The 26,974-nt window shown below is 67.2% G+C and carries 22 protein-coding genes; 9 read left to right on the forward strand and 13 right to left on the reverse strand.

The features are described from left to right. Positions 1-52: 52 nt before the first annotated feature. Both AC1DQR_RS01035 and AC1DQR_RS01040 read right to left on the reverse strand, forming a co-directional pair. A complete protein-coding gene (locus AC1DQR_RS01035) occupies positions 53-340 on the reverse strand; it encodes a hypothetical protein (protein WP_253929278.1) in 288 nt (95 codons plus the stop codon). Positions 341-510: 170 nt separating this feature from the next. Continuing rightward, a complete protein-coding gene (locus AC1DQR_RS01040; RefSeq protein WP_477132354.1) occupies positions 511-2,277 on the reverse strand; it encodes an FAD-dependent oxidoreductase in 1,767 nt (588 codons plus the stop codon). 509 nt (positions 2,278-2,786) lie between these two features. Here AC1DQR_RS01040 and AC1DQR_RS01045 point away from each other — a divergent pair. Continuing rightward, positions 2,787-3,203: a hypothetical protein gene (locus tag AC1DQR_RS01045; protein WP_416052389.1), complete on the forward strand. Its 417-nt coding sequence runs from the start codon at positions 2,787-2,789 to the stop codon at positions 3,201-3,203. 345 nt (positions 3,204-3,548) lie between these two features. Here AC1DQR_RS01045 and AC1DQR_RS01050 read toward each other — a convergent pair whose 3' ends face one another. Then, on the reverse strand, positions 3,549-4,445 hold the full coding sequence (locus tag AC1DQR_RS01050) for a DMT family transporter (RefSeq protein WP_416052390.1): 897 nt from the start codon (positions 4,443-4,445) through the stop codon (positions 3,549-3,551). 82 nt (positions 4,446-4,527) lie between these two features. Here AC1DQR_RS01050 and pdxR point away from each other — a divergent pair, with 82 nt between their 5' ends. After that, entirely contained in the window at positions 4,528-5,973 is a 1,446-nt protein-coding gene (pdxR, locus tag AC1DQR_RS01055; protein WP_416053252.1) for a MocR-like pyridoxine biosynthesis transcription factor PdxR, read from the forward strand. Between the two features lie 112 nt (positions 5,974-6,085). Here pdxR and AC1DQR_RS01060 read toward each other — a convergent pair whose 3' ends face one another. Beyond that, positions 6,086-7,153 (reverse strand): GNAT family N-acetyltransferase, encoded by a 1,068-nt coding sequence (locus AC1DQR_RS01060; protein WP_477132355.1) that lies wholly within the window; start codon positions 7,151-7,153, stop codon positions 6,086-6,088. Between the two features lie 88 nt (positions 7,154-7,241). Continuing rightward, positions 7,242-7,679, reverse strand: a complete 438-nt coding sequence (locus AC1DQR_RS01065; protein WP_416052391.1) for a helix-turn-helix domain-containing protein — start codon at positions 7,677-7,679, stop codon at positions 7,242-7,244. A gap of 73 nt (positions 7,680-7,752) precedes the next feature. Between AC1DQR_RS01065 and AC1DQR_RS01070 the strand changes: the two genes are divergently transcribed. The 3 genes from AC1DQR_RS01070 (at position 7,753) to AC1DQR_RS01080 (ending at position 11,452) form a co-directional block, all read left to right on the forward strand. Continuing rightward, entirely contained in the window at positions 7,753-8,631 is an 879-nt protein-coding gene (locus AC1DQR_RS01070) for a class I SAM-dependent methyltransferase (RefSeq protein ID WP_416052392.1), read from the forward strand. Further along, a complete protein-coding gene (locus tag AC1DQR_RS01075; RefSeq protein WP_416052393.1) occupies positions 8,624-9,145 on the forward strand; it encodes a DUF2938 domain-containing protein in 522 nt (173 codons plus the stop codon). Before AC1DQR_RS01070 ends, AC1DQR_RS01075 begins: the two co-directional genes overlap by 8 nt. 168 nt (positions 9,146-9,313) lie before the next feature. Beyond that, entirely contained in the window at positions 9,314-11,452 is a 2,139-nt protein-coding gene (locus tag AC1DQR_RS01080) for an alpha/beta hydrolase domain-containing protein (protein ID WP_416052394.1), read from the forward strand. A 66-nt stretch (positions 11,453-11,518) separates the two neighbouring features. Here AC1DQR_RS01080 and AC1DQR_RS01085 read toward each other — a convergent pair whose 3' ends face one another. After that, positions 11,519-12,445, reverse strand: a complete 927-nt coding sequence (locus tag AC1DQR_RS01085; RefSeq protein WP_416052395.1) for a LysR family transcriptional regulator — start codon at positions 12,443-12,445, stop codon at positions 11,519-11,521. A 147-nt stretch (positions 12,446-12,592) separates the two neighbouring features. On the opposite strand from AC1DQR_RS01085, the gene AC1DQR_RS01090 reads away from it, so the two are divergent. The 4 genes from AC1DQR_RS01090 to treF all read left to right on the forward strand — a co-directional run bounded on the left by AC1DQR_RS01090 (position 12,593) and on the right by treF (position 18,491). After that, on the forward strand, positions 12,593-13,498 hold the full coding sequence (locus AC1DQR_RS01090) for an MBL fold metallo-hydrolase (protein WP_416052396.1): 906 nt from the start codon (positions 12,593-12,595) through the stop codon (positions 13,496-13,498). A gap of 75 nt (positions 13,499-13,573) precedes the next feature. Further along, a complete protein-coding gene (locus AC1DQR_RS01095; protein WP_477132356.1) occupies positions 13,574-14,314 on the forward strand; it encodes a DsbA family protein in 741 nt (246 codons plus the stop codon). Positions 14,315-14,520: 206 nt separating this feature from the next. Then, positions 14,521-16,638, forward strand: coding sequence for a sensor domain-containing protein (locus AC1DQR_RS01100; RefSeq protein WP_477132357.1), 2,118 nt, complete (start codon positions 14,521-14,523; stop codon positions 16,636-16,638). 182 nt (positions 16,639-16,820) lie between these two features. After that, positions 16,821-18,491 carry an alpha,alpha-trehalase TreF gene (gene treF / locus AC1DQR_RS01105; RefSeq protein WP_416052399.1) on the forward strand — a complete coding sequence of 557 codons (1,671 nt, stop codon included), beginning with the start codon at positions 16,821-16,823 and terminating at the stop codon, positions 18,489-18,491. 42 nt (positions 18,492-18,533) lie between these two features. On the opposite strand, the gene AC1DQR_RS01110 is transcribed toward treF, so the two are convergent. The 7 genes from AC1DQR_RS01110 to AC1DQR_RS01140 all read right to left on the reverse strand — a co-directional run bounded on the left by AC1DQR_RS01110 (position 18,534) and on the right by AC1DQR_RS01140 (position 26,867). Further along, complete coding sequence (locus AC1DQR_RS01110; protein WP_416052400.1) at positions 18,534-19,301, reverse strand: alpha/beta fold hydrolase; 768 nt, start codon at positions 19,299-19,301, stop codon at positions 18,534-18,536. Then, on the reverse strand, positions 19,298-20,329 hold the full coding sequence (locus tag AC1DQR_RS01115; RefSeq protein WP_416052401.1) for a M14 family zinc carboxypeptidase: 1,032 nt from the start codon (positions 20,327-20,329) through the stop codon (positions 19,298-19,300). The genes AC1DQR_RS01110 and AC1DQR_RS01115 overlap by 4 nt, the downstream gene beginning before the upstream one ends. Before the next feature lie 168 nt (positions 20,330-20,497). Continuing rightward, positions 20,498-21,196 (reverse strand): HAD family hydrolase, encoded by a 699-nt coding sequence (locus AC1DQR_RS01120; RefSeq protein ID WP_477132358.1) that lies wholly within the window; start codon positions 21,194-21,196, stop codon positions 20,498-20,500. Positions 21,197-21,360: 164 nt separating this feature from the next. After that, positions 21,361-22,230 (reverse strand): LysR substrate-binding domain-containing protein, encoded by an 870-nt coding sequence (locus tag AC1DQR_RS01125; protein WP_416052403.1) that lies wholly within the window; start codon positions 22,228-22,230, stop codon positions 21,361-21,363. Positions 22,231-22,401: 171 nt separating this feature from the next. Then, entirely contained in the window at positions 22,402-24,555 is a 2,154-nt protein-coding gene (locus AC1DQR_RS01130) for a phosphocholine-specific phospholipase C (RefSeq protein ID WP_416052404.1), read from the reverse strand. 101 nt (positions 24,556-24,656) lie between these two features. Beyond that, entirely contained in the window at positions 24,657-24,824 is a 168-nt protein-coding gene (locus AC1DQR_RS01135) for a hypothetical protein (protein ID WP_416052405.1), read from the reverse strand. 30 nt (positions 24,825-24,854) lie between these two features. After that, on the reverse strand, positions 24,855-26,867 hold the full coding sequence (locus AC1DQR_RS01140; RefSeq protein ID WP_416052406.1) for a hypothetical protein: 2,013 nt from the start codon (positions 26,865-26,867) through the stop codon (positions 24,855-24,857). Positions 26,868-26,974 lie beyond the last annotated feature (107 nt).

Here is a 26,974-nt window from a genome sequence, read left to right on the forward strand (position 1 = left end):
GCGGATAGCCGCGGCGGCTTCAAGCCGCGCGGCACGGCATGACGGCAAACCGTCAGGCTGCTGAAGGTACGGTAGGCACCGTGATGAGGCCGGGCGCGGAGCGGGGCGCTTGTGCATGCTCCGCGGCGACGGGGGCGCGCCGCTTGTCCACGACGCTCTCGACGCCGGAGGCGGTCACCTCCTCCAGGAAGGCGACCAGGTCGCGGTAGTAGTCGACCTGCATCTGTGCCTCCAGCAGGCGACGCTCGGCTTGGAATAAGGTAAGCCGCATTTGCTGCAATTCCCTTGCTGCGATTTTCTCCGGGGTGGGCGGACTAAACATGTCTGCAAGCGAACGCATGGCAACCTCCCGCTATCGACGGCTTCGAATTGAAGCTCCTGCCATGCAACCAATATAGTAAATAAACGCGCATTTCAGGCCCTGTCGCGCGCCGTCCACACAGTCGATTGCCGGCGCGCGGCGGCAGGAGTAAATTGATCGCCCGGTGTTTGCAAGGCAGCTGGCAATGCTTACATGGCAAGCGTTCCCGGCTCCGGTTGTTTGATTTTTTCCAGGTAGCCGTGGATCTGCGCGACCACTGCCGCGCCTTCGCCCACGGCCGCCGCAACCCGCTTGGTGGAACCCGAGCGCACGTCCCCGATTGCAAAGATGCCTGGCACACTGGTCTCCAGCGTGGATGCCGGCATGGTGCCTTCATGCGCCGTGTCTGTGCCGGTCAGCACGAATCCCTTCGCGTCCACGCGCACATTGCAGCTGGCGAGCCATCCCGTATTGGGATCGGCGCCGGTAAACAGGAACAGATGCCGGACCGGCACCTCGGTCACGCGATCGCTATCGCGCGAGCGGTAGCCGATGGTGGCCAGGCGTTCTTCCCCGCCCAGGGCTACGATCTCCGTTCCGGTATGCAGTTCGATATTGGGTTGGGCCGCGATGCGCTCGATCAGGTAGCGCGACATGCTGGCCTCCAGCCCCGATGCCCGGATGAGAATGTGCACGCGCTTGGCGTGCGCGGCCAGGAACACTGCGGCCTGCCCTGCGGAATTGCCGCCGCCCACCAGCACGACTTCTTCGCCGCTGCACAGGCGGGCTTCCACCGGGGACGCCCAGTAGTAAACGCCGCGTCCTTCATAGCGATCGAGTGCCGCGATGGCGGGGTGGCGATAAGCCGCGCCGCTGGCAATGACCACGGTCCGGGCCGCAATCTTGCGGCCATCGCTCAATTCGATGCGCTGCGGATGCGCGCCGCAATGCAGCGCGCTTACCTGCAAGGGGATGGCAAGGTGCGCGCCGAACTTCTGGGCTTGCACAAAGGCCCGGCCGGCCAATGCTTGACCGGAAATACCCGTGGGGAAGCCCAGATAGTTTTCGATGCGCGAGCTGGCGCCGGCCTGGCCGCCTGGCGCAAGGCTGTCGAACACCGCAACGCACAGGCCTTCGGAAGCGGCATACACCGCGGTGGCCAGACCCGCCGGACCGGCACCCACCACGATCACGTCGTAGATATAGTCCGGGTCGAATTCGGGCAGCAGGCCCAGGCAGGTGGCAAGCTGGCCCGCGTCCGGGCAGCGCAGCACCGCGCCGCCGGGGCAGATCACCAGCGGAAAATCGCCGGGCGCGGCGCCGGTGAAATCGAGCAGGGCGCACGCATCGGGATCGGTATCCGCGTCGACCACGGTATGGGGATAGCCGTTGCGCCGCAGGAACGCCTGCAGGTGCAGCAGGCGCGCGTCGCTGCCGCGGCCCAGCAGCGTCGGACCATTGCCGCGCTCGATCAGGCCAACGCGGCGCAGGATCAGCGCACGCATGATGCGCTCGCCCAGTTCGGCTTGCGCGACCATCAGCGCGCGCAGCCGGTCGGGTGGAATCGAGATGGCCTCGATGTCCTCCAGCGCCAGGCCGTCGACCAGCGCGGGCTTGCCCGATAGCTGCCCCACTTCGGCAAGGAAGCTGCCCGGTCCGTGCTCGCCGACCACAGACGCACGGTCTCGCGCGTCGCGCTGCAAGACGCGCACGCGGCCCCGCAGTACCACCACCATGCCGTGGGCAGGGTCGCCGGTGCGAAACAGGTATTCATTGGCGCGCCACTGCCGCGGTGTGCCGAAATGCTGGAGCCGCACGATCTCGGCGGCGGTAAGCAGGGGCCACATCTGGTGGCGCCGCGACTCCATCGGCGAGAACGCCGCGGTGGCTGCCTCCTGCTCGATGGCCAGGCCTGCCGCAACAATGGCTTGCGGGTCAGGGGGTTCCAGGCTTCCGATAGCGTTGTCTGCGCTCATGGCTGTAGGGCCTCTCCCGGTGGCACCGCGCTGGCGCCGGTGCGGATGAGTCGAGTGCTGCTGGTGCGTGCGCGGGGACGCCCGGAGAGTGTGCTCGTGATGCCGCGATGCGGCAATCCTTCGTTGTCCGCGCACCCCAAAAGCGTAGTACACGCGGGGCATCAAAGGGCCATGGTGCAAAATAGTGATCTATGAGTTTCTTTGTGGTTGGCGCGGCTTATGCGGTTGGTGGATATCGTCAGTACAACCTAGTAAAAACCCTTGACTATCTACTTACAGGTAGATAAGATGTGTTCCATGGATGCCGCAGCAAGGTAACGCTAAACAGACATGGCCCAGCCAGCCGGTTTCCAATGCAGCAAACAAGTAACAAAGACGAAAGTCATTTTTTTTGCTCCGCTTCTCTACCTAGTGATAGGTAAGAAGGCAGAAAAAACGACGAACCAGCTAAAACCCGGTCCCCGCGGCCAAAGCAGACCCCCGGACCCATGCTTCGATTGGAGAACATCATGAACACCAAGCTTTTTGCCAAGTCCCTGCTCACCGCCGCCACCCTCGCCGCAGCATTCGCTGCTGGCCATGCCCAGGCCGCCGCAACCGTTACCGCCGACAAGTACGGCTATGAATACCGCACCCGCGACGTCTACAGCGACGGCGCCCGCAGCGGCAAGTTCGATACCTTCACCGAAGGCGCACGCGCCGGCAAGGCCGATCCGTTCACCGATGGCGCCCGCGTTGGCAAGACCGACCCGTACACGGATGGTTTCCGTACCGTCGCGGGCCTGGATCGCAGCGGCGTGTCGTCTGAACCCAGCCGCAAGTTCGACCCGTACACCGACGGCGCCCGCAACGACAAGCGCAACCCGTACTTCGACGGTGCCCGCAGCGGCGCACGGGACGTCTACACCGACGGCGCAAGGGCCTGAGTCAAAGAGCCGGTACCTCTCAGGTCTCAATGACCGAGGTGCCGGACTGCATGCATCACCCCGTGGCGTCACCGTAACGACGCGCGGATACCAGGAGCGCATCATGAACCGTTGGCAGAGTTTCCGGATGTTGGCAGGCTGGGCGCTGGTTTGCGTTGCCAGCGGCTCCATGGCCACCGTAGTGGCACAGGCACTGCCGGCCTGAGGGTTCCCCGGGATCCACAGCATCCGTGGTAAAGAAGGCATATCGCAGCGTCCCACGCTGCCTGCGAATCGGCGCGCCCACTGTGGCGCGCCGAAGCTTTTTCCAGTCCCCGTGAATCCAGTCCGCATCCCTGCGCCTCGCTAGCTTGCCAGGCGCTTGCTCCATCCGCGCACAACGCCCGTTGTCAGGGCGGTGCCGGCCAGGATCACGCCGCAGCCCAGCAGCATCGAGGTGGAGATGCGCTCTCCCAGGAACAGCGCACCCCACAACACACCGAAGGCCGGGATCAGGAATAGCGCGGTCATTGCCCGCGCGGGTCCCGCCTTGGCGATCAAGCGAAAGAAGAGCACATAGGCCAGCGCGGTGCAGGCGACAGTCAACGCGCCCAGCGCCAGCCACGCGTGCGCGCTTGGCTGCGTGGCCGGCCACAGCCAGGCTGCAGGCGCGCACAGCAGCAGAGCCGATGCGAACTGGCTGCCCGCTGCCACCGTCAGCGGCGGCACGTCCGCCAGGTACTTGCGGGTGAAGTTGGCGGAGAAGCCATAGAGCAGGGCAGCGGCCAGGCAGGCCAGCGCAGCCAGGCCGGCGGCCTTGCCCGCGGCGCCGTGCTGCAGTCCGGCCTTATCCCACACGAGCCACAGCACGCCGGCGAAGCCCAGGGCCAGCCCGGCTATGCGCGGCGCTTCCAGGCTTTCACGCAGCCACAGCCAGCCGATCAGCGCGGTAAACAGCGGCGTGGCCGCGGTGAACATGGCGGAAAGCCCGGCGGGAATGGTCAGCGCGGCAAAGCTGAACAGCACGAAGGGCAGCGCGGAATTCGTGATCCCTACCACGGCGATCGCCCACCAGCGGCGGCGCAGGCAGGCCAGCCCGCCACGCCAGGCCAGCAGCGGGAGCAGCAGCAGGGCCGCACCGCCGGCGCGCGCGCCCGCCAGCGGCACGGCGCCGAACTCACCCGCACCCAGACGGATAAACAGGTAGGAGGCGCCCCACAGGGCGGCCAGCGACAACAACATCGAAAGCTCGGAGCGTTTCATTTCCAGGCACCTCATGGGGGATGACAGGGCCAGGATAAGACGGCAAACTGGTACCGGAAAAGAGCCAGAAATTATGAAATTGATGGATCCAGAGTTCGCCTTCCCGATCCGCTTGCCGGCACCCGGCTCGCGCCATTTGCTGCGCGGCCTGCACGGCCAGCTCAAGGAGGCAATCCTGGACGGGCGCCTGCGCCCCGGCTTGCGCCTGCCTGCTACGCGCGCGCTGGCCCAGGCCTGTGGCGTGTCGCGCAACACCGTGGTGGCCGCCTACGACCTGCTGCTGAGCGAGGGCTATGTGGTGGCGCGCGACCGCGGCGGCACCTATGTGGCGGGGCTGTTGGCGCCCACGCGCGAGCTAGCCCCGCAGCCTGGCGCGCCCGAGGATGAGCGCCGGCTAGCCGCGTTCTGGCGCACGCCGCCCTTGCCGCCTCGGGAAGCTTCGCCGCTGGTGCCGCGCTTTGATTTTCGCGTAGGCGTGCCCAGCCTGTCGGCATTCCGGGCAGACCTGTGGGGGCGCCTGACGGCGCGCGCAATGCGGACGATGGCCCATGCGCCGGTGGCCTATGCCGACCCGCAGGGGCAGCCCGCGTTGCGCGAGGCCATTGCCAGCCACGTCTCGTTCGCGCGCGCGGTCGCCTGCCAGGCTGGCGACGTGGTGGTCACGGCGGGCGCGCAGCAGGCCTTCGACCTGCTGGCCCGCGTGCTGGTGACACCCGGGCGCACCGTGGTGGCGATGGAGGACCCGGGCTACCCGCCGGCCCGCGCAGCCTTTGCCGCCGCCGGCGCCAGGATCGTGCCGGTGCCGGTGGACGCGCAAGGACTGATGGTGGACCGGCTGCCCGCCGATGCGCGGGTGATCTACGTCACGCCATCGCACCAGTTCCCCCTCGGCCATGCCATGTCGGCGGCGCGGCGCGCGGCCTTGCTTGCGTTCGCGCAATCGCACGGCGCGGTCATCGTCGAAGACGATTACGATGGCGAGTTTCGCCACGCAGAGCGCCCGCTCGACGCCCTGCAGACCCTCGATCGCGCCGAATCCGTATGCTACGTCGGGACATTCTCCAAGAGCCTGTTTCCCACGCTGCGGCTGGGCTTCGTGGTGGCCCCACGGTGGGCCCGGCAGGCGCTCACGCTGGCCAAGCAGTGCAGCGACTGGCATTGCGCTGCCACCGCGCAGGACACGCTCGCCGCCTTCATCGCCGAAGGGCACCTGGCGCGCCACGTGCGCAAGATGCGCCGGCTTTATGGCGTGCGCCGCCAGCTGCTGCTGGATACGCTGCGCGCGGATTTCAGCGGCCGGCTCGATCCGGTGCCCTGCGCCGCCGGGCTGCATCTGGCCGCGCTATGCGTTGGTCATGCCGATCCCGAGCCGCTGGCGGCGCGCGCCAGGGAGCAGGGCATTGGGGTCTGGACCACGCAGGAGTACTACCTTGGCCCGCAGGATCGCGCGGGCTTGCTGTTCGGCTTCGGCGCGATTGACGAGGCGGGCATCGCGGCGGGGCTGAAGGCGCTGCGCAAGCTTTGGTGAGGGCCGGCGCGGTCGAGGCCAAGTGCCGCCTCCACACGATCGGTGAGCCACGGCAGCGTCGGTTCCGTTGAGCCCTGTGCGATGGCATCTGTGTTGGTCGCGCCCAAATACATCACCCGCGGCCTGCCAGGTATTCTTTCAATGCATCCCTTCCAAGCTGATACGTTGCCTGCTCCCGGTGCACAGAGAAACCCAGTTGCCGGTTAATCGAGAGCATGGCCGCGTTGGCATTCGCGTTGTTGGTGGCGACCATCCGCACCTCGGGATGGCGTTGTCGAACAAGCTTGAGCATGCGGGCCTTGACCGCCTTGGCCAAGCCGTGGCCTCGCCAAGGCCGCGCGACGGCGGTCAGGTCCTGGCGAACACGATCCGGGAAGCGTTGGTCCCAGCTGGCATCGCACACGGCAACCACTTCGCTGGCATCGCGCAACATCACCATGAAGTGCTCGCCGCCGCGCCGGTCCATCTCGGCATACCAGGCCGGGTAGCTTGCAAGCTCGTAGCGCAAAGGGGGCATGTCAAGGGTCCCTAGCGGCTGTTCGTTCAGCAGCGACGTCAACGGTTCCATCAGCGGTTCGAGCGTAGCCATTGGCACGCGCCCCGCATGGATTTCCCAGGATAGTTTCGGGGAGCGTAAGACGGGAGGCTCGACCCATCGATCTAGTTCATCCCAGTCCACCTGGTCGAACAACAGGCGATTCTCGACATGGCGCAGCTTGCAATCGGCACCAATCCGCGCCATGAATGCGTGCCCGTCGGGCAAGTGAACCTTGGCTGTCGCGATGCCCTTGGCTTGCCGGTCCATGAAGTGCGCCAGCCCTTTGAGAAGGGCCCTGCCGATGCCTTGGCGCCGCTGATCGAGCAGCACCCCGCCCGCAACGTCCACGTGGTCGAGGTAATCCTCGCTGCCGGGTGACCCTGCGCGACGATGAGAAAGGGTCAGGATGCCAACCGTCTCGCCATTGCGCAGGGCAAGCAAGCGCTGGGTTTCGAAGATCGGGTGCTGCTGGCGCAGGACATCTTCTGCCTCGTGGTCCGGCATGACCGGATCTTCCGGGAAGTCTTGACCTAACCGAAGCCGCCGAAACGCGTGAAACTGCTGCCATTGCGCAGGGGTTGCGGCTGTGGGGTCAAGGCGATGGAGTTCCACGGGTGCACGATCGGAGGAGAAATGGGACATGGGCCGGAATCCGACTTCGAGGCGATATGCTCGGCACGCGAGCCTATCACAGCGTGAGCATGATCACCCCGATGGTGCGTACTCCGCGCTAACTCCGCGGTGACTGCGGCGCCTTCTTCGGCGGCGCGCCAAGGGCGCCGGACGCAGCGGCTTGCACGATGCGGCGGAAGGTGGGGCATTCCATGTGGCTAGGCGCCGGGCAGGCGGCGGCGTGGCGCAGGCCGTCGCGCATGGCGCTGAGCTTCTTGATCGTCCTGTCCAGTTCATCCGCCTTGGCCGCGAGCATCTGCCGGTCGATACGCGGCTGCCCCTGCGGCGCGAACATGAGGGCAATTTCGTTGAGCGAGAAGCCGGCGGCGCGCCCCAGTGCGATCAGCGCCAGCCGTTCCAGCACGCCGGCATCGAACAGGCGGCGCAGCCCGCGCCTGCCGGCAGAGGCAATCAGCCCCTTTTCCTCATAGAACCGCAGCGTCGATGCGGGAACGCCGGACTGCTGCGCCACTTCGGCTATGTCTAGGCTTTTCACCCTCTTGACCTCAAGTCGACTTGAACTGGCACAGTCTAGCTTCCGCTCCCTGGGGCAGCAAAGGAAAACGATCATGGACGTCACACAACAGGCCGAAAGCGAGCAGGCGGCGCTCTGGAGGGGCCGCTCCGGGCGCGCCTGGGCCGAGGCGCAGGCGCCGCTCGACCAGATGTTCAAGCCCTTCGAAGACCTGCTCGTCAAAACGGTCTGCGCCGGAGCCGGGCACCGGGTGCTGGATGTGGGCTGCGGTACGGGCGCCACCACGCTCGCCATAGCGCGGCGGCTCGGCGCGAAGGGCCGTTGCACCGGTGCCGACATCTCGGATCCAATGATCGCCGCTGCGCGGGCGCGCGCCGAACGCGAAGACATCACCGCATCCTTCATCCGCGCCGACGTGCAGAACCATGCCTTCGAGCCCGCAAGCTTCGATTTGATCATCTCGCGCTTCGGCGTCATGTTTTTCGACAACCCGGTCCTGGCCTTCAAGAACCTGCGCCACGCCGCACGGGACGGCGCAGATCTCTGCTTTATCGCGTGGCGCAGTGCCGCGGAAAATCCGTTCATGACGACGGCCGAGCGCGCCGCTGCGCCGCTGCTGCCGAGCATGCCCGCCCGCCGGCCAGGTGCGCCAGGGCAGTTCTCCTTCGCGGACGGGCATTGGGTCTCTTCCGTGCTGGAAGAGAGCGGCTGGGCCGAGATCGACATCCGGCCGCTCAACGTGGAATGCACCTTCCCCGAGAGCGAACTGGTCGGCTACCTCTCCCGGCTCGGCCCCGTTGGCCTGATCTTGCAGCAGGCGGACGAGCAGACGCGCGCGCAAGTCATGGAAACGGTCCGCGCCGCCTTCGATCCCTATGTGCACGGCCCCGAGGTTCGCTACACCGCGGCTTGCTGGATGGTCGGCGCCCGGGCGCCTGCGTCAGCCGCCCCGATGGAGGCAGCCAATGCCTGAAGCAATCGACTATCTGATGTTTGCGCTGCTGATCGGTGCGGGCGCAACGGTGGTGATGGACATCTGGGCGGCCGCCCGCGAGCGGCTGCTCGGCATTCGGCCATTGGACTATGCGCTGGTGGGCCGCTGGCTCGCCCATCTGGTGCGCGGGCGCGTTTGTCACCACCCCATTGCGGCTTCCCCGTCCGTGCAGGGCGAGCGCCTGCTTGGCTGGATCGCCCACTACCTGATCGGCATCGCATTTGCGGCTACGCTGCTGGCCTTTTGGGGCCTTGGCTGGGCGCGTCATCCAACGCTTGGCCCGGCGCTGATGGTGGGAATCGGCAGCGTGGCGGCACCGTTTTTCGTGATGCAGCCAGCCATGGGGGCGGGCATTGCCGCCAGCCGTACTCCGCGCCCGGGCGTCGCGCGCTTGCATAGCGTCGTCACGCACGGGATATTCGGCCTGGGCCTTTATGGGGCCGGCTGGGTGGCAAGTTGGCTGGACACGCTTGCATGGCGGAGTTTCTGGTAGCGCTTGCGTGCTCATCTGGTCCCCAATCCGATGGGCGCTGCCAAAAAGCGATTCAGCGGTTTATCCGCATAATCCATCGAAACTATCCATTTACCTTATATTGCCGCGCTCCCTACACTTTGCGCCAACGCCCCCCTTAGCAGGGCGTACGACAAGAGAGGAGCAAGTATGGAGACCACCTTGGCGCGCCGCACGGCGGCGCTGGCGCTAGCTTTGCCGTTGCTCGCCTGCGGCGGCAACGACGAGAGCGCAAACACGGGCACCGCCGTCACGTCCACCGCGGCGGCCACCCCGGGCATGACGCTGACCATCACCGCGCGGGAAGACATGCCCGGCACCTACGGCAACGTAGGCGCCTACGAAAAGCTCACCGGCACGCTCAAGGGCGAGGTCGATCCCGCCGATGCGCATAACGCCATCATCCAGGACCTGGCGCTGGCCCCGGTGAATGGCCGCGGGCTTGTGGAGTACACCACGGAATTCGTCATGCTCAAGCCCAAGGACATGAGCAAGGCGGGTGGCGTGCTGCGCTACGACGCGCCCAATCGCGGCAATATCCTGACCATGCCGAACCCCACCGCGGTGCCCGGGGATTCGCTCTACTTCGAGCGCGGCTACGTGCTGCTGTACTCGGCCTGGCAGGGCGATGTGCCGAAGAGCTCGGCGGCAAGGCTCACGCTGGCGGTGCCGGTGGCAAAGAACAAGGACGGCAGCAGCATTACCGGCCCGTATGCGGCGGAGCTGATCCCGAGCGTGGCCAGCCCGTCGATGAGCCTGCCGGGCGGTGTGTTCAACAGCACGATGATTCCCTATGCGCCGGCCAGCCTCGACAACACCTTGCCGGGCTACACGCTGACGCGGCGCGTAAACGAGACCGACCCGCGCGTAGCGATTCCCGCCACGGACTGGAAGTTCGCCACCTGCGATAACGCAGGCAACCCCTTCCCAGGCAAGGCCGACGCTGCGAACATTTGCCTCAAGGGCGGCTTCGTGCCGGGCTACCTCTACGAGATCACCTACGTGGCGAAAGACCCGAAGGTGATGGGTGTGGGCCTGGCGGCGCTGCGCGACACCATCACGTTCTTCCGGCACCAGGCCGCGGATTCGGCGGGCACGCCCAATCCGGTGGCGGGCGCGGTGCGCTTTGCCATCGGGCAGGGCACCTCGCAATCGGGCAACGCGATGAAGACCTTCCTGCATCTTGGCTTTAACCAGGCGCTGGATGGCAGCAAGGTGTTCGACGGCATCTACGCGCATGTGGCCGCGCGCCAGACCAATATCAACACGCGCTTCGCCGTGCCGGGCGGCGGCGGTGGCCTGCGCACCGACCATCGCGCCTTCGGGCAGACCGCGCCGCGCGGGCTGGCCGCCGACTACCAGGACACGCTGGCGGGCCGCAGTGGCGGCGTCATGCAGCGCTGCACCGCTACGCAGACTTGCCCGAAGTTCTTCCTCGGCCTGTCGGGCACGGAGTTCTGGCAGTTGCAGGGCTCGCCGGTGCTGACCGATCCCTACGGCTTTGCCGACCTGAAGCAGCCTGACAACGCGCGCATCTACTACTACGCCAGCACGCAGCACGGCGGCAAGTCGCCTGTGATCAGCTACGCGCCAGCGTCGACGGTGTACCCGGCGGGTTCCATGGTCGATTTTGCCGATACCTTCCGCGCGCTGTTCGTCGCGCTGGAAGACTGGGTGGCTCGTGATGTCGCGCCGCCGGCCAGCCAGGTTCCGGCCATCGCCGATGGCACGCTGGTGCGGCCCGATCAGCTGACCTTCCCCGTGACCAAGGGCATTACCTGGGCCGGCGCGGGCAGCAATGCCGCGATTCCCGCGCTGCAGTACCTGGCGCGCTATAACGGCTTCCCGCTGCTCGACTACGGCCCGACCTATCGCCCGCAGGATGAGTCCGGCATCCCGACCTTGCTGCCGCCGTCGTACATGGGACGGGACTACGCCATCATGGTGCCGCAGGTGGACGCGCAGACCGGGCTGACCAAGGCCGGCATCCACGGCGTCGACGTGGACGCGCCAGTGGGCACCAGCCTGGAGTTCAACTACGTGGCCACGCCGGGCATTGTGGATCTGGTCAACCTGAGCGGCAGCTACATTCCCTTCCACAAGACCGAGGCCGCGCGCATTGCGGCTGGCGATACGCGGCCCTCGCTGGAGTCGCTCTACACCGACCAGGCCGGCTATGTGGCCAAGGTACAGAGCGTGGCCGCCGGGCTGGTGGCCAGGCGCTTCTTGCTGCAGGCGGATGCCGACCGGCGCGTGGCGAACGCGCAGGCGAATCCCGTGTTGCCCTGAGCGAAGGGGCCTTTGAAGGGGCTTTTGAAGGGGCTGTGATGCGGCGGGCGGGGCGCTCCGCCCCGCCTAGCCCGGAAGCCTCGCTGCGGTTCCTGCGCCTTGCCATCCGGGGTCCGCGGCAAAGCGCTCCGCAAGGAAGTCCAGCATGGTGCGCAGGATTGCCGGCATTTGCCGGCGCGATGCGTAGACGCCGTGGATGCCAAGCGCTTGCGGTTGCCACCCGGGCAGCAGGGCCACCAGTTGTCCGCTGCGCAGCAGCGGCGCGGCAGAGTAGAGCGGCTGCATGGCAATGCCGGCGCCCGCCACCGCGGCGGCCAGCAGCACGGTCGATTCATTGGCGCTGAGGTTGCCCTGCACCGGCACCGCCAGCGTTTCCCCCGCGCGTTCCAGTTGCCACAGGCTCTTGCCGAAGTACGAGTAGGTGAGGCAGTTGTGCATGGCGAGGTCCCGCGCCTGGCGTGGCATGCCGTGGGCGGCGATGTAGGCAGGCGCGGCGCAGATCACCGAGGCGCAACTTGCCAGCGGGCGTGCGATCAGGTTGGGGTCGAGGTCGTTGGTGATGCGGATCGCCAGGTCGATGCGTGCCTCCACCAGGTTGACTGCCTGGCTGCCGATATGCAGGTCGACGGCGGTTTCCGGATAGCGCTTCAGGTAGGCCGTGACGGCCGCGGCCAGCACGGACTCGGCCAGCGATTGCGCGCAACTGATGCGCAGCATGCCGCGCGGCATGCCCGCGCGCTCATGCTCGGGCCGCGCCATCTGCGCGGCGATCTCCAGCATCTGATGGCAGCGCAACAGCGCTTGCTCCCCGGCGGGTGTCAGGCTCAGGCTGCGCGTGGAGCGGTGCAGCAGGCGTTGCTCGGCCCAGGTTTCCATCTGCGCGAGATAACGGGTGACCATGGCGCGCGACATGTCCAGCGCCTCGGCGGCGGCCGTCATGCTGCCGCGTTCGGCAATGGCGACGAAGACTTCGGCGGCGGTGATGCGGTCCATGGGATGGGTTGGCGGGCGGCGTTGGTGTAGCTTGTCGCCCTATTTAATCGATTAATGCAACAAAGATGTCCATTCTATGGGGTTTTTGTACCGGTCTGTGCAAATTAAGCTGGCGGCTTCCTTGATCCCAGCCATGTGAGACTCCCGATGCCCTCCAGCCTGACCCTGAACCGATTCGTGCGCGGCCTCGCCACCGCCTTGTGCCTGGGCATCGTCGCCAGCACGCCCGCAGTGGCCGCATCCACGCTCAAGCTGGAGGTCTACAACCCCGGCACCAAGAGCATTTTCCCGGTCTCGTCCGAACTCGTCACCGGCGCGCACGACGCGGTGCTGATCGACGCGCAGTTCCAGCGCAACGACGCCGAGGGGCTGGTTGCGCGCATCCGCGCCAGCGGCAAGAACCTCACCACCATCTACATCAGCCACAGCGATCCGGATTTCTACTTCGGGCTGGACGTGCTCAAGGCCGCGTTCCCGGCGGCCAGGATCGTCGCCACGCCGCAAACGGTGGCGGCCATCCAGGCATCCATGTCGGGCAAGCTGGCTTACTGGGCCCCGATCCTGAAGGACAATGCGCCCAAGGCGCTGGTGCTGCCCGAGCCGCTGGCCGGCAAGGCCATCGAGCTCGAGGGCAGCAAGCTGGAAGTGCTGGGCCTGGACGGCCCGGCGCCGGAGCGCACGGTGGTGTGGATTCCGTCGCTCAAGACCGTGGCCGGCGGCGTGGTGGTCTTCGGCAAGAGCCACGTCTGGGTGGCCGATACGCAAACACCGGCCTCGCGCCAGCACTGGATCGCCATGCTCGATCGCATCGCGGCGAAGAAGCCAGCGCGGGTCGTGCCCGGGCACTATCTGGACGATGCGCCGCAGACGCTGGCGTCGGTGCGCTTCACGCGGGATTACCTGCGCACGTTTGAGCAAGAGGCGGCGCGCGCGCCGGATGCCAAGGCGCTGAGCGCGGCGATGCAAAAGCACTATCCGCAGCTGGGCGGCCTGGACTCGCTCGATCTGAGCGCCAAGGTCATCAAGGGCGAAATGCAGTGGCCTGCAAAATAACGGCGGTGCGCCAAGCCGCGTTTCGCGTTTCGCGATGCGCATGACGCCAGCATCAAATCTCAGGAAGCATTGATCATGTCCGGTCTCACCCTGCATTACATCTACGATCCGCTGTGTGGCTGGTGCTACGGCGCCGCGCCGCTGGTGCGTGCCGCGCGCGACGTGCCTGGCCTCGCGCTCGCGCTGCACGGCGGCGGCATGCTCACCGGCGCCAACCGCCGCCGCATCACGGCGCAATGGCGCGACTACGTGATGCCGCACGACCGCCGCATCGCCGCGCTCACCGGCCAGCCGTTCGGCGAGCGCTATTTCGAAGGCTTGCTGCGCGACGAGAGCGCGATGATGGACTCCGCGCCGCCCACCACCGCGATCCTGGCCGCGCAGGCGCTGGGCGGCGTCGAGGCCGCCGCCGGCCTGCTGGCGCGCCTGCAGCATGCGCACTATGTGGACGGGCTGCGCATTGCCGATGCGCAGGTGCTGGCCGATCTTGCCGGGCAGGCCGGACTGGACTCGCAGCGCTTTGCCGGCCTTTGTCTGGACATTGGCGGTGACAAGACGCAGGCGCATATGGCTGCCAGCCGCGCGCTGCTGAACCGTCTGGGCGGGCATGGCTTTCCCACGTTTGCGCTGCAAAACGGCACCGGTCAATTTGCGGTGCTGGACGTGGGCCCGTTCCTTGGCGACGCGGGGGCGTGGCAGGAGAGCCTGGCGCGGGCGGTTGCGCAGCAGGGCGGGCGCATGGAGGCGGGCAGCCAGGATGGAGCGGGCGGTCCGGCTTGCGACGCGCAGGGTTGCGCTTTGCCGGCGCAAGGGTAAACTTCGCGGCCGCATTGCCGTTATACCAATCGACGTCCCGGCACACAGGCTGCGCCGGTTCCGTCGATTGTCGTTTGCACGCGGCTTGTCCTTTCGTCGGGACGAGCGCTGCACGAGACGGCATCGACCCTACACCCGCACCCTACATGCCGCACATCCAAGGCCCTCCCGGAGAGACCGAACTTTTTCGCACGCTTGTACTCGGAGTGACCGATTACGCGATCTACGCGCTGGATCCCGCCGGAACCGTGAGCAGTTGGAACCCCGGCGCGCAGCGGGCCAAGGGATACACCCGGGATGAAATCCTGGGTGCGCATTTCTCGTGTTTTTACACGCCGGAGGATCGCGCCGCAGGGCTGCCCGAGCAGGCGTTGCGGCAGGCGCGCGAGACAGGCCGCTTCGCGGTGGAAGGCTGCTGGCGCTTGCGCAAGGATGGTTCCCGCTTCTGGGCCCACGTGCTGATCACGCCGATCTTCGATCGCAAGGGCAAGCAGCTTGGCTATGCCAAGGTCACGCGCGACATGACGCAGCAAAAGGCCGACGCCGAGCGCATTGCGGAGGTGACGCGCACGCTGGACCTGGCTCTTGCGAACATGTCGCAGGGGCTGTGCCTGTTCGATCCGCATGGCACGATCATCCTGACTAATCGCCGCATGGAAGACATCTTCCGCGGTGCGGGTGCGGCGCTGGTGCCAGGCGCGGATTTTCTCGCCCTGTGCCGTACCATGGCTGGCGTGCGCGAGAGCGAAATCGCGGCACCCAGCGTGCTCGCCAGCCGCCTTGGCGGCGATATGCAGGCCGAGGCCCGTCAGTCCGACGACCGCGCGGAGCAATACGCGCAAGCGCTTTGCGAGCGGCACCGCGAGATCCTGCGCCGCCACCAGCAATGGCGCAGCGTGGAAGCGTTGCCAGACGGGCGCGCCATTGCGCTGTCGCACAGCGCCATGGCCGACGGCTCGTGGGTGACCACCTGCGAGGACGTGACCGAGCAGCGCCGCATCGAAGCCAAGATCCAGTATATGGCGCGCCACGACGGCCTTACCGGCCTGCCCAACCGCAGCTATTTCAACGACTACCTGGACGAAGAACTGCAGCGCGCGCAAAGGCAGGGCAGCCGGGTGGCAACGCTTGGCATCGACCTGGATCGCTTCAAGGAAATCAACGACCTGCACGGGCATGCGGCCGGCGACACCGTGCTGCGCGCGGTGTCCCAGCGCATCGCCAGCCAGCTGGAGCCGGGCGAGTTCATCGCTCGCATCGGCGGCGATGAGTTTATTGCCGTGAAGCGTTTCGAGCGGCAGGCCGAGCTGAGCGACTTCAGCGCGCGCCTGGTGACATGCCTGAGCGAGCCGGTGCGGCTCGATGGCTTTGACCTGACCACGGGCGCGAGCATCGGGATTGCGATCTATCCCGGCGACGGCACCCATCGCGACCAGCTGGTCAGCAATACCGACCTGGCGATGTACCGCGCCAAGGGCAGCTTGTCCGAATCGATCTGCTTCTACGAAAGCCGGATGGACGAGGCCGAGCGCGAGCGGCGTGCGCTGGCAGGCGAGCTGTGGACCGCCATTGCCGCCAACCAGTTCGTGCTGGACTATCAGGTGCAGACTGCCATTGCCAGCGGTGAGGCCATCGGCTGCGAGGTGCTGTTGCGCTGGCATCACCCCGAGCGCGGGCTGATCGCGCCCGACAGCTTCATCCCCCTGGCTGAAGAATGCGGCGCCATCCTGCCGATCGGCGAGTGGGTGCTGCGCACCGCATGCCAGGAAGCCGCGCAGTGGACGTTCCCGCGCAAGATCTCGGTCAACCTGTCGCCGGTGCAGATCACCCACGGCAACCTGGTCACGCTGGTGGCGCAAGTGCTGGAGGAGACCGGGCTGGCGGCGGGACGGCTGGAACTCGAAATCACCGAATCGACCATCATCGGCGACAAGGAGCGGGCGCTGGACATATTGCGCCGCATCAAGGCGCTGGGCGTGACCATTGCCATCGACGATTTCGGTACGGGCTACTCGTCGCTCGACACGTTGCGCTCCTTCCCGTTCGACAAGATCAAGCTGGACCGCACCTTTATCGCGGAAATTTCCGACAGCCAGCAGGCCAAGGCCATCATCCGCGCCATTCTGGCGCTGGGCCAGAGCCTGGCGATCCCGGTGCTGGCCGAAGGCGTGGAGACCGACGAGCAACTCAGCCTGCTGCAGGCCGAGGGCTGCGACGAAGCGCAGGGATTCCTGCTCGGGCGCCCGCAGCCGCTCGAGCATTTCCGCCGCGCCCACGCCGTGGTCGGGCCGCGGCTGGTGACGACGCAGACACCGGAACGCTAGGCGGCGCATCCGGCGCATGCGATGCATCCTGTGCGCGCATGTTGCGATCCGTGCGCTTGACGCGCGGTCCGGGCCGCACGCGGCGCCTTTGCGCGGCGGTGGAACTCGCCCGCCCGCCAGCCACTCTCATTGCTTGTCGGCAGCCTCCCGCGCTGCCACACGGGTAAAAACCGGGAGTGGCCGTGGCACCACGCATCACCGTCGAAGGCGGCCAGCCGGCCGGCCAGCCTCATGTGCGCGAGGTGGGCGACCCCACCGGTGGCCAGACACTCGCCCCGCACCGCCTGGCAGGCTGCGCCCACGCCGATCCGCTCACGCCCGCCGATCGCTACCAGGAGTTGTTCGTGGCGGTGCAAATGGGGCGCATTTTTCCCGACAGCAAGACCTTCACCGACGCCATGCCCCGGCAGGACCCGGCCACCATCCTGGCCGCCTACCGCGCTCGCGCCGGCGCTCCCGGCTTCGACCTTGCCGCCTTTGTGGACGCGCATTTCGTGCTGCCCGAGGTGCCGCGCAGCTGCTACGAGTCCGACCCCAACCAGCCGCTGGCCGACCATATCGACGGGCTGTGGGCGGTGCTGACCCGCCATCCCGCGCAGCACCCGCCGCAATGCTCGCTATTGCCGCTGCCGCATGCCTACGTGGTGCCGGGCGGGCGTTTCTCCGAGCTCTACTACTGGGATTCGTACTTCACCATGCTGGGCCTGGCCGCCAGCGGGCAGGGCGGCTTGCTGCGCGGCATGGCGGACAACTTCTCCTACCTGCTCGACACCTATGGCGTGATCCCCAACGGTACCCGCAGCTACTACCTGAGCCGCTCGCAGCCGCCGGTGTTCGCGCTGATGGTGGAGCTGTTCGAGGACCAAGGCGTGCAGCCCGAGCTGGATTTCCTGCCACAGTTGCGCAAGGAGTACGCCTTCTGGATGCGGGGCGCCGACTGCCTTGCGCCGGGGCAGGTGTGCCGGCGCGTGGTCAGGCTGGCCGACGGCAGCCTGCTGAACCGCTACTGGGACGAGCGCGACACCCCGCGCGAGGAAGCCTATATCGAAGATATCCGCACGGCCGCATTGGCGGCGCGGCCGGCCGCCGAGGTATTTCGCGACCTGCGCGCCGCGGCCGAATCGGGCTGGGATTTCAGCTCGCGCTGGCAGGAACCCGGCGGCGGGCTGGAGTCCGTTCGCACCACGGCGATCCTGCCGGTGGATCTCAATTGCCTGTTGTTCAAGCTGGAGCACAAGCTCGCCGAACTGGCCCAGGCCGCCGGCGATGCCGACGCACCGGTCTTCGCCCAGCGCGCGCAGGCCCGCCGGGAGGCCATCGACCGGCTCATGTGGCGCGAGGCCGAGGGCGCCTACTTCGATTTCGACTGGCAACGCCACCGCGCCCGCGCCAACCTGACGGCGGCGACCGTGGTGCCGCTCTACGTCGGCGCGGCCACCCCCGAGCAGGCAGCGCGGGTGGCGCAAACCGTGGCCGCGAGGCTGCTGCAGCCCGGCGGCATTGCCACCACGGAGCACGTCAGCGGCCAGCAGTGGGACTTGCCCAACGGCTGGGCGCCGCTGCAATGGCTGGCGATTGGCGGGTTTGCGTGTTCCGGGCAAGCGGCGCTTGCGCACGAGATCGCCCATCGCTGGCTGGTGACCGTGGCAAGCCTTTACCAGCGTGAGTACAAGCTGGTGGAGAAATACGCCCTGCAGCTCACAGAGGACGGCGCCGTAGGCGGCGGGGGCGGCGAGTATCCGCTGCAGGATGGCTTTGGCTGGACCAACGGTGTGGTGCGCAGGCTGCTACAGGAGCACCCTACCCATGTGGCGTGCCGCTGCCGCGCAGGCGTGAAGTCCGTGCATCCATGAAGGCATGAAGGCATGAAGGCATGAGGGCATGAGGGCATGGCTTCAGCGATGGCTGGCACTGGTTGCCGCTTGCCACCGCGCCACCGTGCCAGCCAGCCAGGCTGGATCATCGTGCGGCAAATCGTGCCCCGCCCAGGGATGGCGGCGGTGCTGCGCACCCCAGGCTTCGGCCAGGCGCGCAGAGCACACCGGATCGACCAGATGATCCGCCGCCGACGACAGTACCAGCGTCGGGCAGGCCGGCGGCGCACCCGGCGCGTGATAGCGTGCCGCGGCCCATAGCTGGCGCAGGGCATTGGCCCGGCTTACCGGTGCGCTGCTGCGAATCGCGCACCATTGCGCCACATCCGTCGCGAAGGCCGCGCTTGCGTTGCAGGTCAGCCGGTAGATGATGCGCTCGCAGTAAGAGGCGTGGTGCCAGCGCAGCGCCATGCCCAGCAGTGCTGGCCAGTTGCGCGGCGGCAGCCGCTCGGCCACGCTGCAAAAGGGCCGCATGCTGGTGTTGACCAGCACCAGCGCGCCGATCTCCTCCGGGTGCTGCTGCGCCCATTGCGCCGCCACCATGGCGCCCAGCGACATCGCCAGCAGCCGGTACGGCCGCGCCAGCCCCTGCCTGGCGGCACGCTCGCGCAGGAACGCCACCATGGCAGCTACGTTGGCTGGCGCGCGCCCGGCCGCCTCAACGCCATTGCCAGGCAGGTCCAGCATGGTGACGGGCCCGATGCCGGCGTGGGTCTGCAGCACGCCCGGCAAGACGCCCCAGTGGCGGGTTTCGCGTGTCAGGCCGCGCAGCAATATCCAGTCGCTCATCCGGGCGGCCCCCAGGGCCACTGCGCGTTGGCGCGGTCGAGCAATTCCTGGCGGCGTTGCCCGCGTGGCAGCCAGCGCTCGGGCGCATAGGCCACGCGGGCCAGGAAATCCAGCAGGTTGGCATGCCGGCGCAGCACGCGGGCGGTGCGGTGCGCCTTGACCGGGTTGAAGAATCCCTGGCGCGAGAACAACTGGCGGGGATTCTTCTTGATCCACAGCCAGGAACCCAGCTCAAGCGTCATCGGCAGGAAGATATTGCCGGGCGGCGTGTGGTCGTAGGCCCAGTCCCACAGGTCGCCGTGCAGCAGGTATTGGCGGCTCTGCGGCTCGAAGGCATAGCCATGGTGGGGATGCGCCTGCTCGAACATGGTCTTGAGGGCAAACATTTCGGGCAGGTGCGGCATTGGCGCGGCGGTGCGCGCGTAGGGAAACCAGATGCTGTCGCCCCAGCCGTAGCCCGAGTGGCAATCCAGCGCGAAGCTCAAGGGCCGGCCCTGCAACTGCTGCGCCACCACTTGCAGCATGGCTGTGCTTTCCACCTCCATGGGCGCACCGCGCTTGCCTCGGTACCACGGCAGCCATGCCCCCACGCGCTGGCCGCCAGCCAGCGGCGGCACCCGGCCAACCGCGTCCTGCGGCGCGTTGCGCATCAGGTCCACGCCATTGGGGTTGGCGCGCGCGCCCGCCCACATGCCGCCCGGGTTGACGATCGGCATGAACAGCAGCCGCACGGATTGCAGCTGGCGCTCCAGCAGTTCGTCCCACTCCAGGCGCCACAGCAGCATGCGCATGTAGTCGAGCAGCAGATGCGTGCCGATGCGCTCCAGGCCATGGATGCCGGCAAAAAAGCCGATGGCGGGCGCGTGCGGATCGTTCGACCCGATGCTGGCGGTGTACAAGGGAAAGCACTGGCCGCCTGCCTGCACCTCGCCAACGCGGCAGGCATCCAGGCGGCTGGCGCCGGCTTCCAGGATGCTCTCCAGTTGCTGCATTTCAGCAAAACTGCCTGCGTTGGATGGCTGCGCCATGGGCGAGGGCGGCTCCTTGGGGGGGGGCGATGCGATGGTCGATTGTCAGGGCGTCAACGTCAATATAGGCGCTGGCGGCCAGTCAGGTTACAAAAGCGTGCCCGCCATGATCCCCCGGTTTTGTGAAAGCCCCGTGACTGGCGCCGGGTGTCACGGGTGTCACGGGTGTCAGGCCGTGGCCAGCGCCGGCTCGGCCGAAGCAAACAGCATCAGCAGGGGCCAGCCGCGCGTGTTGGCCAGCGCGCGCAGCGCGGCGTCCGGGTTGGTGGCCACTGGGTGGCTCACGGCTTCGAGCAGCGGAATGTCGTTGCGCGAGTCGCTGTAGAACACGGTACGCTCGAACTGCGCCCACGCCATGCCGAGCGATTCCAGCCACTGCGCCACACGTGTGATCTTGCCCACCCCGAAACTCGGCACGCCGTCTACCGCGCCCGTGAAATTGCCCGACGCGTCGCGCCCGGCGTCTACCGCCAGCAGGTGCGCCACGCCCAGCGCCTCGGCGATCGGCTCGGTGACGAAGCGGCAGGTGGCGGTGACGATGCAGCAAAGATCGCCGGCGTCCTGGTGCGTGGCCAGCAGCGCGCGCGCCTCGGGGCGGATGGCCGGCGCGATCACGTCGCGCATGAAGCCGCTGCGCAGGCTCTCCAGCTGTGCGTGCGGATGACGCGCCAGCAGGCCCAGGGCGAAGGCGGCGTGGCGGTGGAAGTCCAGGTGTCCGGCGCTGTACTCGGCCAGCCACAGCGCGTTGTTGGCCTCGACTTCGGCGGCATCCGCCGCGCCGGCCTCCACCAGGTAGCGTGCCCATTCATATTCGCTATCCAGCGGTAGCAAGGTGTGGTCGAGGTCAAACAAGGCAAGGCAGGACATGCGCCGTCTCCGGTCGGAAAAGCGGCAAGGATGCCCACTGGCAATGACCCACGGATGAAGCGCGGCGCAAGAATCCCGATGCGGCTATCAGGGATTTTTGCCGCCTTTGGCGAAGTTGCCGGAGTTGCCGGAGTTGCCGGAGTTGCTGAGGTTGCCGATAGCGCCTACGCCGCCTTGCGCGGCGCGAGGCAATCCAGGAAGGCCCCGATCAGCCGCGTATGCGTGCGGCCCTGCAGGCAATAGAGGTATTCGTGCAGCACGGGCGGCTGGCTGGCAAACGGCACAACGCACAGCGCCGGGTCGCGCGGCACTTCCCCCAGCGGCACCACGCTTGCGCCAAGGCCCTGGCGAATGGCTTCGTAGATGGCTTCGCGGCTACCGATGACGGTGCTGGCCGGCAGCGGCAAGCCGGCGTCGTCCAGCGCGGTCTCGGTGGCCTTGCGCGTCATCGAGCCGTGCTCGCGGATCAGCAGGTGGCAGGTTGCCAGCTGCGCCAGGCTGACGCTGGGCGCGCGCGCCAGCGGGTGGGCGGGGTTGACCACCAGCACCATTGGGTCGGTAGCCAGCGTAATGCGGGCTAGCCGATCGTCCTCCACGGCGTGCGAGGAGACGGCGACGTCGATGCGGTACTCGATCAGCGCATCCAGCATCTGCTGCGAGTTGCCGATATCGATGCTGATCTCGATGGCGGGATAGCGTTCGCGAAACGCGGCTACGCTCTTCAGGATGTAGTAGGGGCCGGTAGCGCCGATGCGCAGATGGCCGAGATGCAGGTTGCCGGCGTTGCGCAGCAGGAAATCCGCGCTGCCTTCGTGCTGCATCAACTGCTCCACCACCGGCATCAGGGCCACGCCGACGTCGCTCAGGTCGACCCGGCCAGCGCGCCGGTAGAACAGCTCCACGCCGTAGTTCTCTTCCAACTGGCGGATGCGGCCCGTGACCGTGGGCTGGCTTACGCGAAGTTGCTTGGCGGCGGTGGTGATGCTGCCTTGCCGTGCCACTTCATAGAACGTCGTCAGCAGGTCGCCGAGCATGGGGGTTTTCCGTGGGAATAAGGCAAGCACGCCAGTCTAGCGGCGTTTTATGACAGTTCATGTGACAGCACACCATCGCGCTGCCGTTGGCGCGGCAGTGCGATGGTGCAAAGGATGGAAAGCGCGCGGGCGTCGGCAGGAGCAGGTGTTCCTGCCGACGCCCGGCTTCGCTCAGGGCACAGCCCGTGCTGGCTTGCCCAGCGCGGGGTCGGACACCCCGTCGGCGCCGGTTTCCAGGCGGCCGGCAAAGCGGCGCCGGAAGCTGCCCTGGGTGGTGGTCACGACGAAGTCGTACCAGTTGCCCTGTAGCCCGACGGGCCAGTGCTGGTCGAGCTGCTTGCCCGCCGGGATGTCAAAGGTCCAGGGGCCGTCGTCGCGGTAGGCGGCGGGCGTGACGGTGAAGGTGCAGGCCTTGGTGCCGGTATTGATCATGGTCAGGTAGACGGCGGCATTGGCGATGTCGTAGCACACCCGGATTTCCGGCGCGGTGCCGCCCGCGGCGACCACGGTGCTCACGTCGCCCTGGAAGGCGCGGTGGAAGCCGTTCGGGCCCAGCACCCACAGGTCGTATTTGCCGTTGTCGGCGGTGAAGACGTCCCAGCTGTCATTGACCTGTTTGCCCGGCTCCACCGCATAGCGGCGCGGCACGCGGTCCAGGTGCAGGCGGTCGTACACGTGGAAGACGGCGGCGGCCGTGCCGGTGTTGCTCAGCAGCAGCCACATGGCCTTGGCGCCCGGATCCTCGCGGCCGCTCACATGCAGCTCGTAGGGCAGCGCGCGCGAGGGCCGCGTGCCCACCGTCTGGGTGGCAGGGTTGGCGCTCTGGAATGCCACAGTGGGCAGCGCAACCGGTGCCAAGCCTTCCTGAACCGTGCGCACGCTGTCAGCAGCGGTCTTGGTGCGGTTGGGGATGTTGGGCAGCGCCGCGCTGTTCGGGCTGACGAAGTTGAACGCCGACAGCATGTCGCCGCAGATGGCGCGGCGATATGGGCTGATGTTGGTCTCGGCGACGCCGAAGCGTGCCTCCAGGAAACGCAGCACCGAGGTGTGGTCGAACACCTGCGAGTTGACCCAGCCGCCGCGGCTCCACGGCGAGACCACATACATCGGCACGCGCGGGCCAGGGCCGTAGGGGTGCTTGTCCGTGTGGTACTCACCGTCGGTAGCGACGGTGGACTTGCCGGCGAGCACGCCGTTGGTGTCATAGGCAGGCGCGCAGGGCGGCGGCACATGGTCGAAGAAGCCGTCGTTCTCGTCGAAGTTGATCAGGAGCACGGTCTTGCTCCAGACGGCCGGGTTGGCCGTCAGCGCATTGAGCACTTCCTGCGTGTACCAGGCGCCTTGCACCGGGCTGGAAGGCCCCGGGTGCTCGGAGTAGGTTGCCGGTGCCACGATCCACGATACCTGCGGCAGGCTGCCCGCGGCGATGTCGTCCTTCAGCGCTTGCAGGAAGCCGCCGTCCGGCATGGTGTTGCCGATGCCCTTGATAAGCGGGTTGATGACGTCGTCGGCGATGGTATAGGCCGGGTAGGGGCTGCCATTGGACGTATTGCCCCGCGCCTCGTTGGCCTTGCGGTACTGCACGAAGCCAGCCAGCGGGTTGTCGGTGAAGTTGTCCGGCATGTTCTGGTACAGCTTCCAGCTCACGCCCGCCGCCTGCAGGCGTTCCGGATATGTGGTCCAGCGGTAGCCGCCGGTGGAAGCGCCCATGGAGTCGCCGCTGTTGTCGATCACCGGGCCGCCATTGGCGCCGGTGGGGTCGTTGGTGCCGGTCCAGTGGAACAGGCGGTTGGTGTTGGTGCCGCCATGGAAGCCGCAGTGGTAGGCGTCGCACAGCGTGAAGGCGTTGGCGAGTGCGAACTGGAAGTCCAGCTCGGTCTGGGTGTAGTAGCCCATCGACTGGGTGTTCTTGTAGGTGGGCCACTTGTTCATGCGGCCCAGGTCCCAGGCGTTCTGGGCGTCGGGGTAGCTGTGCGGCGTGCCGCTGACGCGTTGCGCATTGCCGGCCGTGCTGTCGAGGTGGTACGGCTGCACGATGCGGTTGGTGTAGGCCTGCTGCCAGACATTGAGGCCGCCAGCCAGCGGGATCGGGAAACGATCGCCAAAGCCGCGCACGCCCTGCAGGGTGCCGAAGTAATTGTCAAAGGAGCGGTTTTCCTGCATCAGGATCACCACGTGCTCCACATCGCGAATGGTGCCGGTGGCGTTGTTGGCGGGAATCGCCAGCGCGCGGCGGATCGACGGCGGGAAGGCGGCCAGCGCCGCGGTGGCAGCGGCGCTGCCGCCGGCCATCTTGAGGAATTTGCGTCTGCTGTGAAGGCTCATCTTGGTTTTATGCTGGACTGTTTGGTTCGTGCGGTGCGCAGGGCCGGTGCCCTGCGGTGCGCTGCTGTTAGGGACGAGTCGCCGCTGTTCTCGGCTGCTCGTTAAGGCGCGCAGCGCAGCTGCGGCGTGGCTGCGGGCGGCTGCCCGGGCTGCGCAGGATCGGCGGGCTTGCTGTCGGTGGAGTCGCCGCCGCAGGCGGCAAGCGCGGCGCACAGCGCCAGTGCCGCCAGCCAGCCTGGCCGGGCAAAGAAGGAGATCGAAGGCTTCATGATGATGTTTGCTCTCGGGGTAAATGGGTATCAAGGGTTGAGCGTGGACAGCGGCTGGCGCGAGCCGGTGATGGTCTGCAGCTCGGCCAGGCTGAGCTGGCGCGTCCACATGGCCAGGTCGTTGAACTCCATCACGCCCTTAAGCGCGCCGCCGTTGTTCGGCACATAGGCATGCGTGGCATCGTCATTGAGGCCCCAGGCCTTGGTGGCCAGGCCGTTGAGCTTGGTCACGTCGGTGTTGGCGATGGCCTTGTTTTCAGCCTTTTGCAGCCCGAGCACCGGGTCGATGACGTAGGCGCTGAACGTCTTGGCCGTGGCGTTGATCGACAAGGCCAGGTAGGTCCACTGGTTGGCGCTGAACGTCATGCCCGTGATGTCGTCGCGCTTGCCGCCGCTGCCGATGTTGAAGCTCACCGAGCAGTTGCCCCACAGGCCGATCGCGATGCCCGGGTTGCTGCCGGAGGTCCAGTCCTTGTTGGACAGGATCGGCTCGCCGGTGCCGTTGCCCTGGGTGCAGTCGGACCTGAACCAGAAGCCGATGGTGAATTGCGGGGCGAGTGCGATATCGGCGCCGCTCTGCGTGAGCCGATAGGCATCGATTCTCGAATCGACCTTCAGCGCCTTGCCGCCGAAATTGTCGCTGCTCAGCGAGCCGCCATCGGTGCCGGGGACCCAGGGGCCGATGGTGGTAGTGCCCTTGCTGTCGGTTGCCGGCAGCGTCTCGAAGCTGTAGTAAGCGGCCAGGTTGTTGCGCAGCGTGTCGGCCAGCACGACCGGCTTGGCGTAGTTGATCTGCGCCAGCAACGCGGTGGGCACACCGTTGCGCACCAGCGTGTAGTTGAAACGGTACACGCCGCTGGCCGGCGCGGTGATGGTCTTGTCCTCATAGGTGGACGTGCCGGCCGGCAGCGTGGCGATCTGCACGCCGTCGCGCAGCAGCGTCATGTCGCCGCTGGCGGTGGTGGGGTTCTGCCATGACAGCACCAGCGAGGTGTTGGTGCTGCCCACCACGGACTGCAAGGCCCGCACGCCCGCAGTGCCGGCCAAGGCCGAGCCGTCGATCTGGTACGAGGCGGCGGGCAGGGCCACGCCGACGTGCGCGAGCATGGTGGGCAGCAGGTCGGCCTCGGTCGGCAGTGCCGCCAGCGCGTCCGCATTGGCGGGCGCGGCCGGCAGGTTGCTGGCCACCGCCGTGTTGAAGGGCTTGTTGAGCGCGATGAAGGTGGTGCGGTTTGGCACCGTCGGCAGCGTGGTGGTGGAACCCGTCGCGTCCAGACCATGACTGGTGGTCACGGCGACCAGCCAGTCTTCGTTGGCATTGGCCGCGCGGCGAGCCTGCACGGCGGCCAGCAGCTTGCCGAGTGTCTGGTCGAAGGCGGACAGCGCGGTAGCGTAGCTGCCGCCCTGGAAGCCTTGGGCGGCAGCGGCCAGGCCGGGTGCGCTGAACTGGGTGAAGACCACGTCGTAGCCGGACTGCACCAGCTTCACGCCCTCTTGCGCCACGCAGTTGTCGTCAGCGGTGCAGTCGCGCACGGAGTCGAGATTGCCCGCGGCCACGTCGGCCTTGAGCAACGCCGGCAACACGGGCGCGCTGGTAGCGGCGCCGCGGCGCAGCGCGCTCGAGCCGGCGCTGGCGCGCAAGTACTGAAACAAGCTCGGCGTGCGCAGGCCTGCGGCCGCGGCTACGTCGTCGCTGACGCCGTGGCGGTTCGCCCAGTTGCCGGCGAGGACGGTGGCCCAGCTCGGACCGGCAAGCGGAACCTGCTCGGTGGTGGTGCCGAGCCGGCCGCCGGTCGATGCTGGCGTGATCGACAGCGTGGCCAGGTTGGGCAACGTGCGCTGGGCGATGCCGTTTTGCAGCTGGCTATAAGTGGCGCCGTCCACGCCGACCAGCAGCACTTTCTTGCTGGCAACTCCACTGCCGCCCGTGTTGTTCTGATCGGGGGCTACCACTGCCGGCGAGTCGCTGCCGCCGCCGCATGCCGCTACCGTGCCCGCCAGGGCCAGGCCACATGCCATGCGTGCCTGCTGTTTCCATGCCATATCCGGTTCCTCTTTTCTGTTATCCAACGCGGCGCGCCGCTCCGGCGGCGCGTCCGATCACGCTCCCCGTGACGCGTTGGCAGAGTAAGAAAAGGGGTTGTCATGCG

The sequence above is a fragment of the Cupriavidus sp. 05L411 genome, from assembly GCF_056398045.1.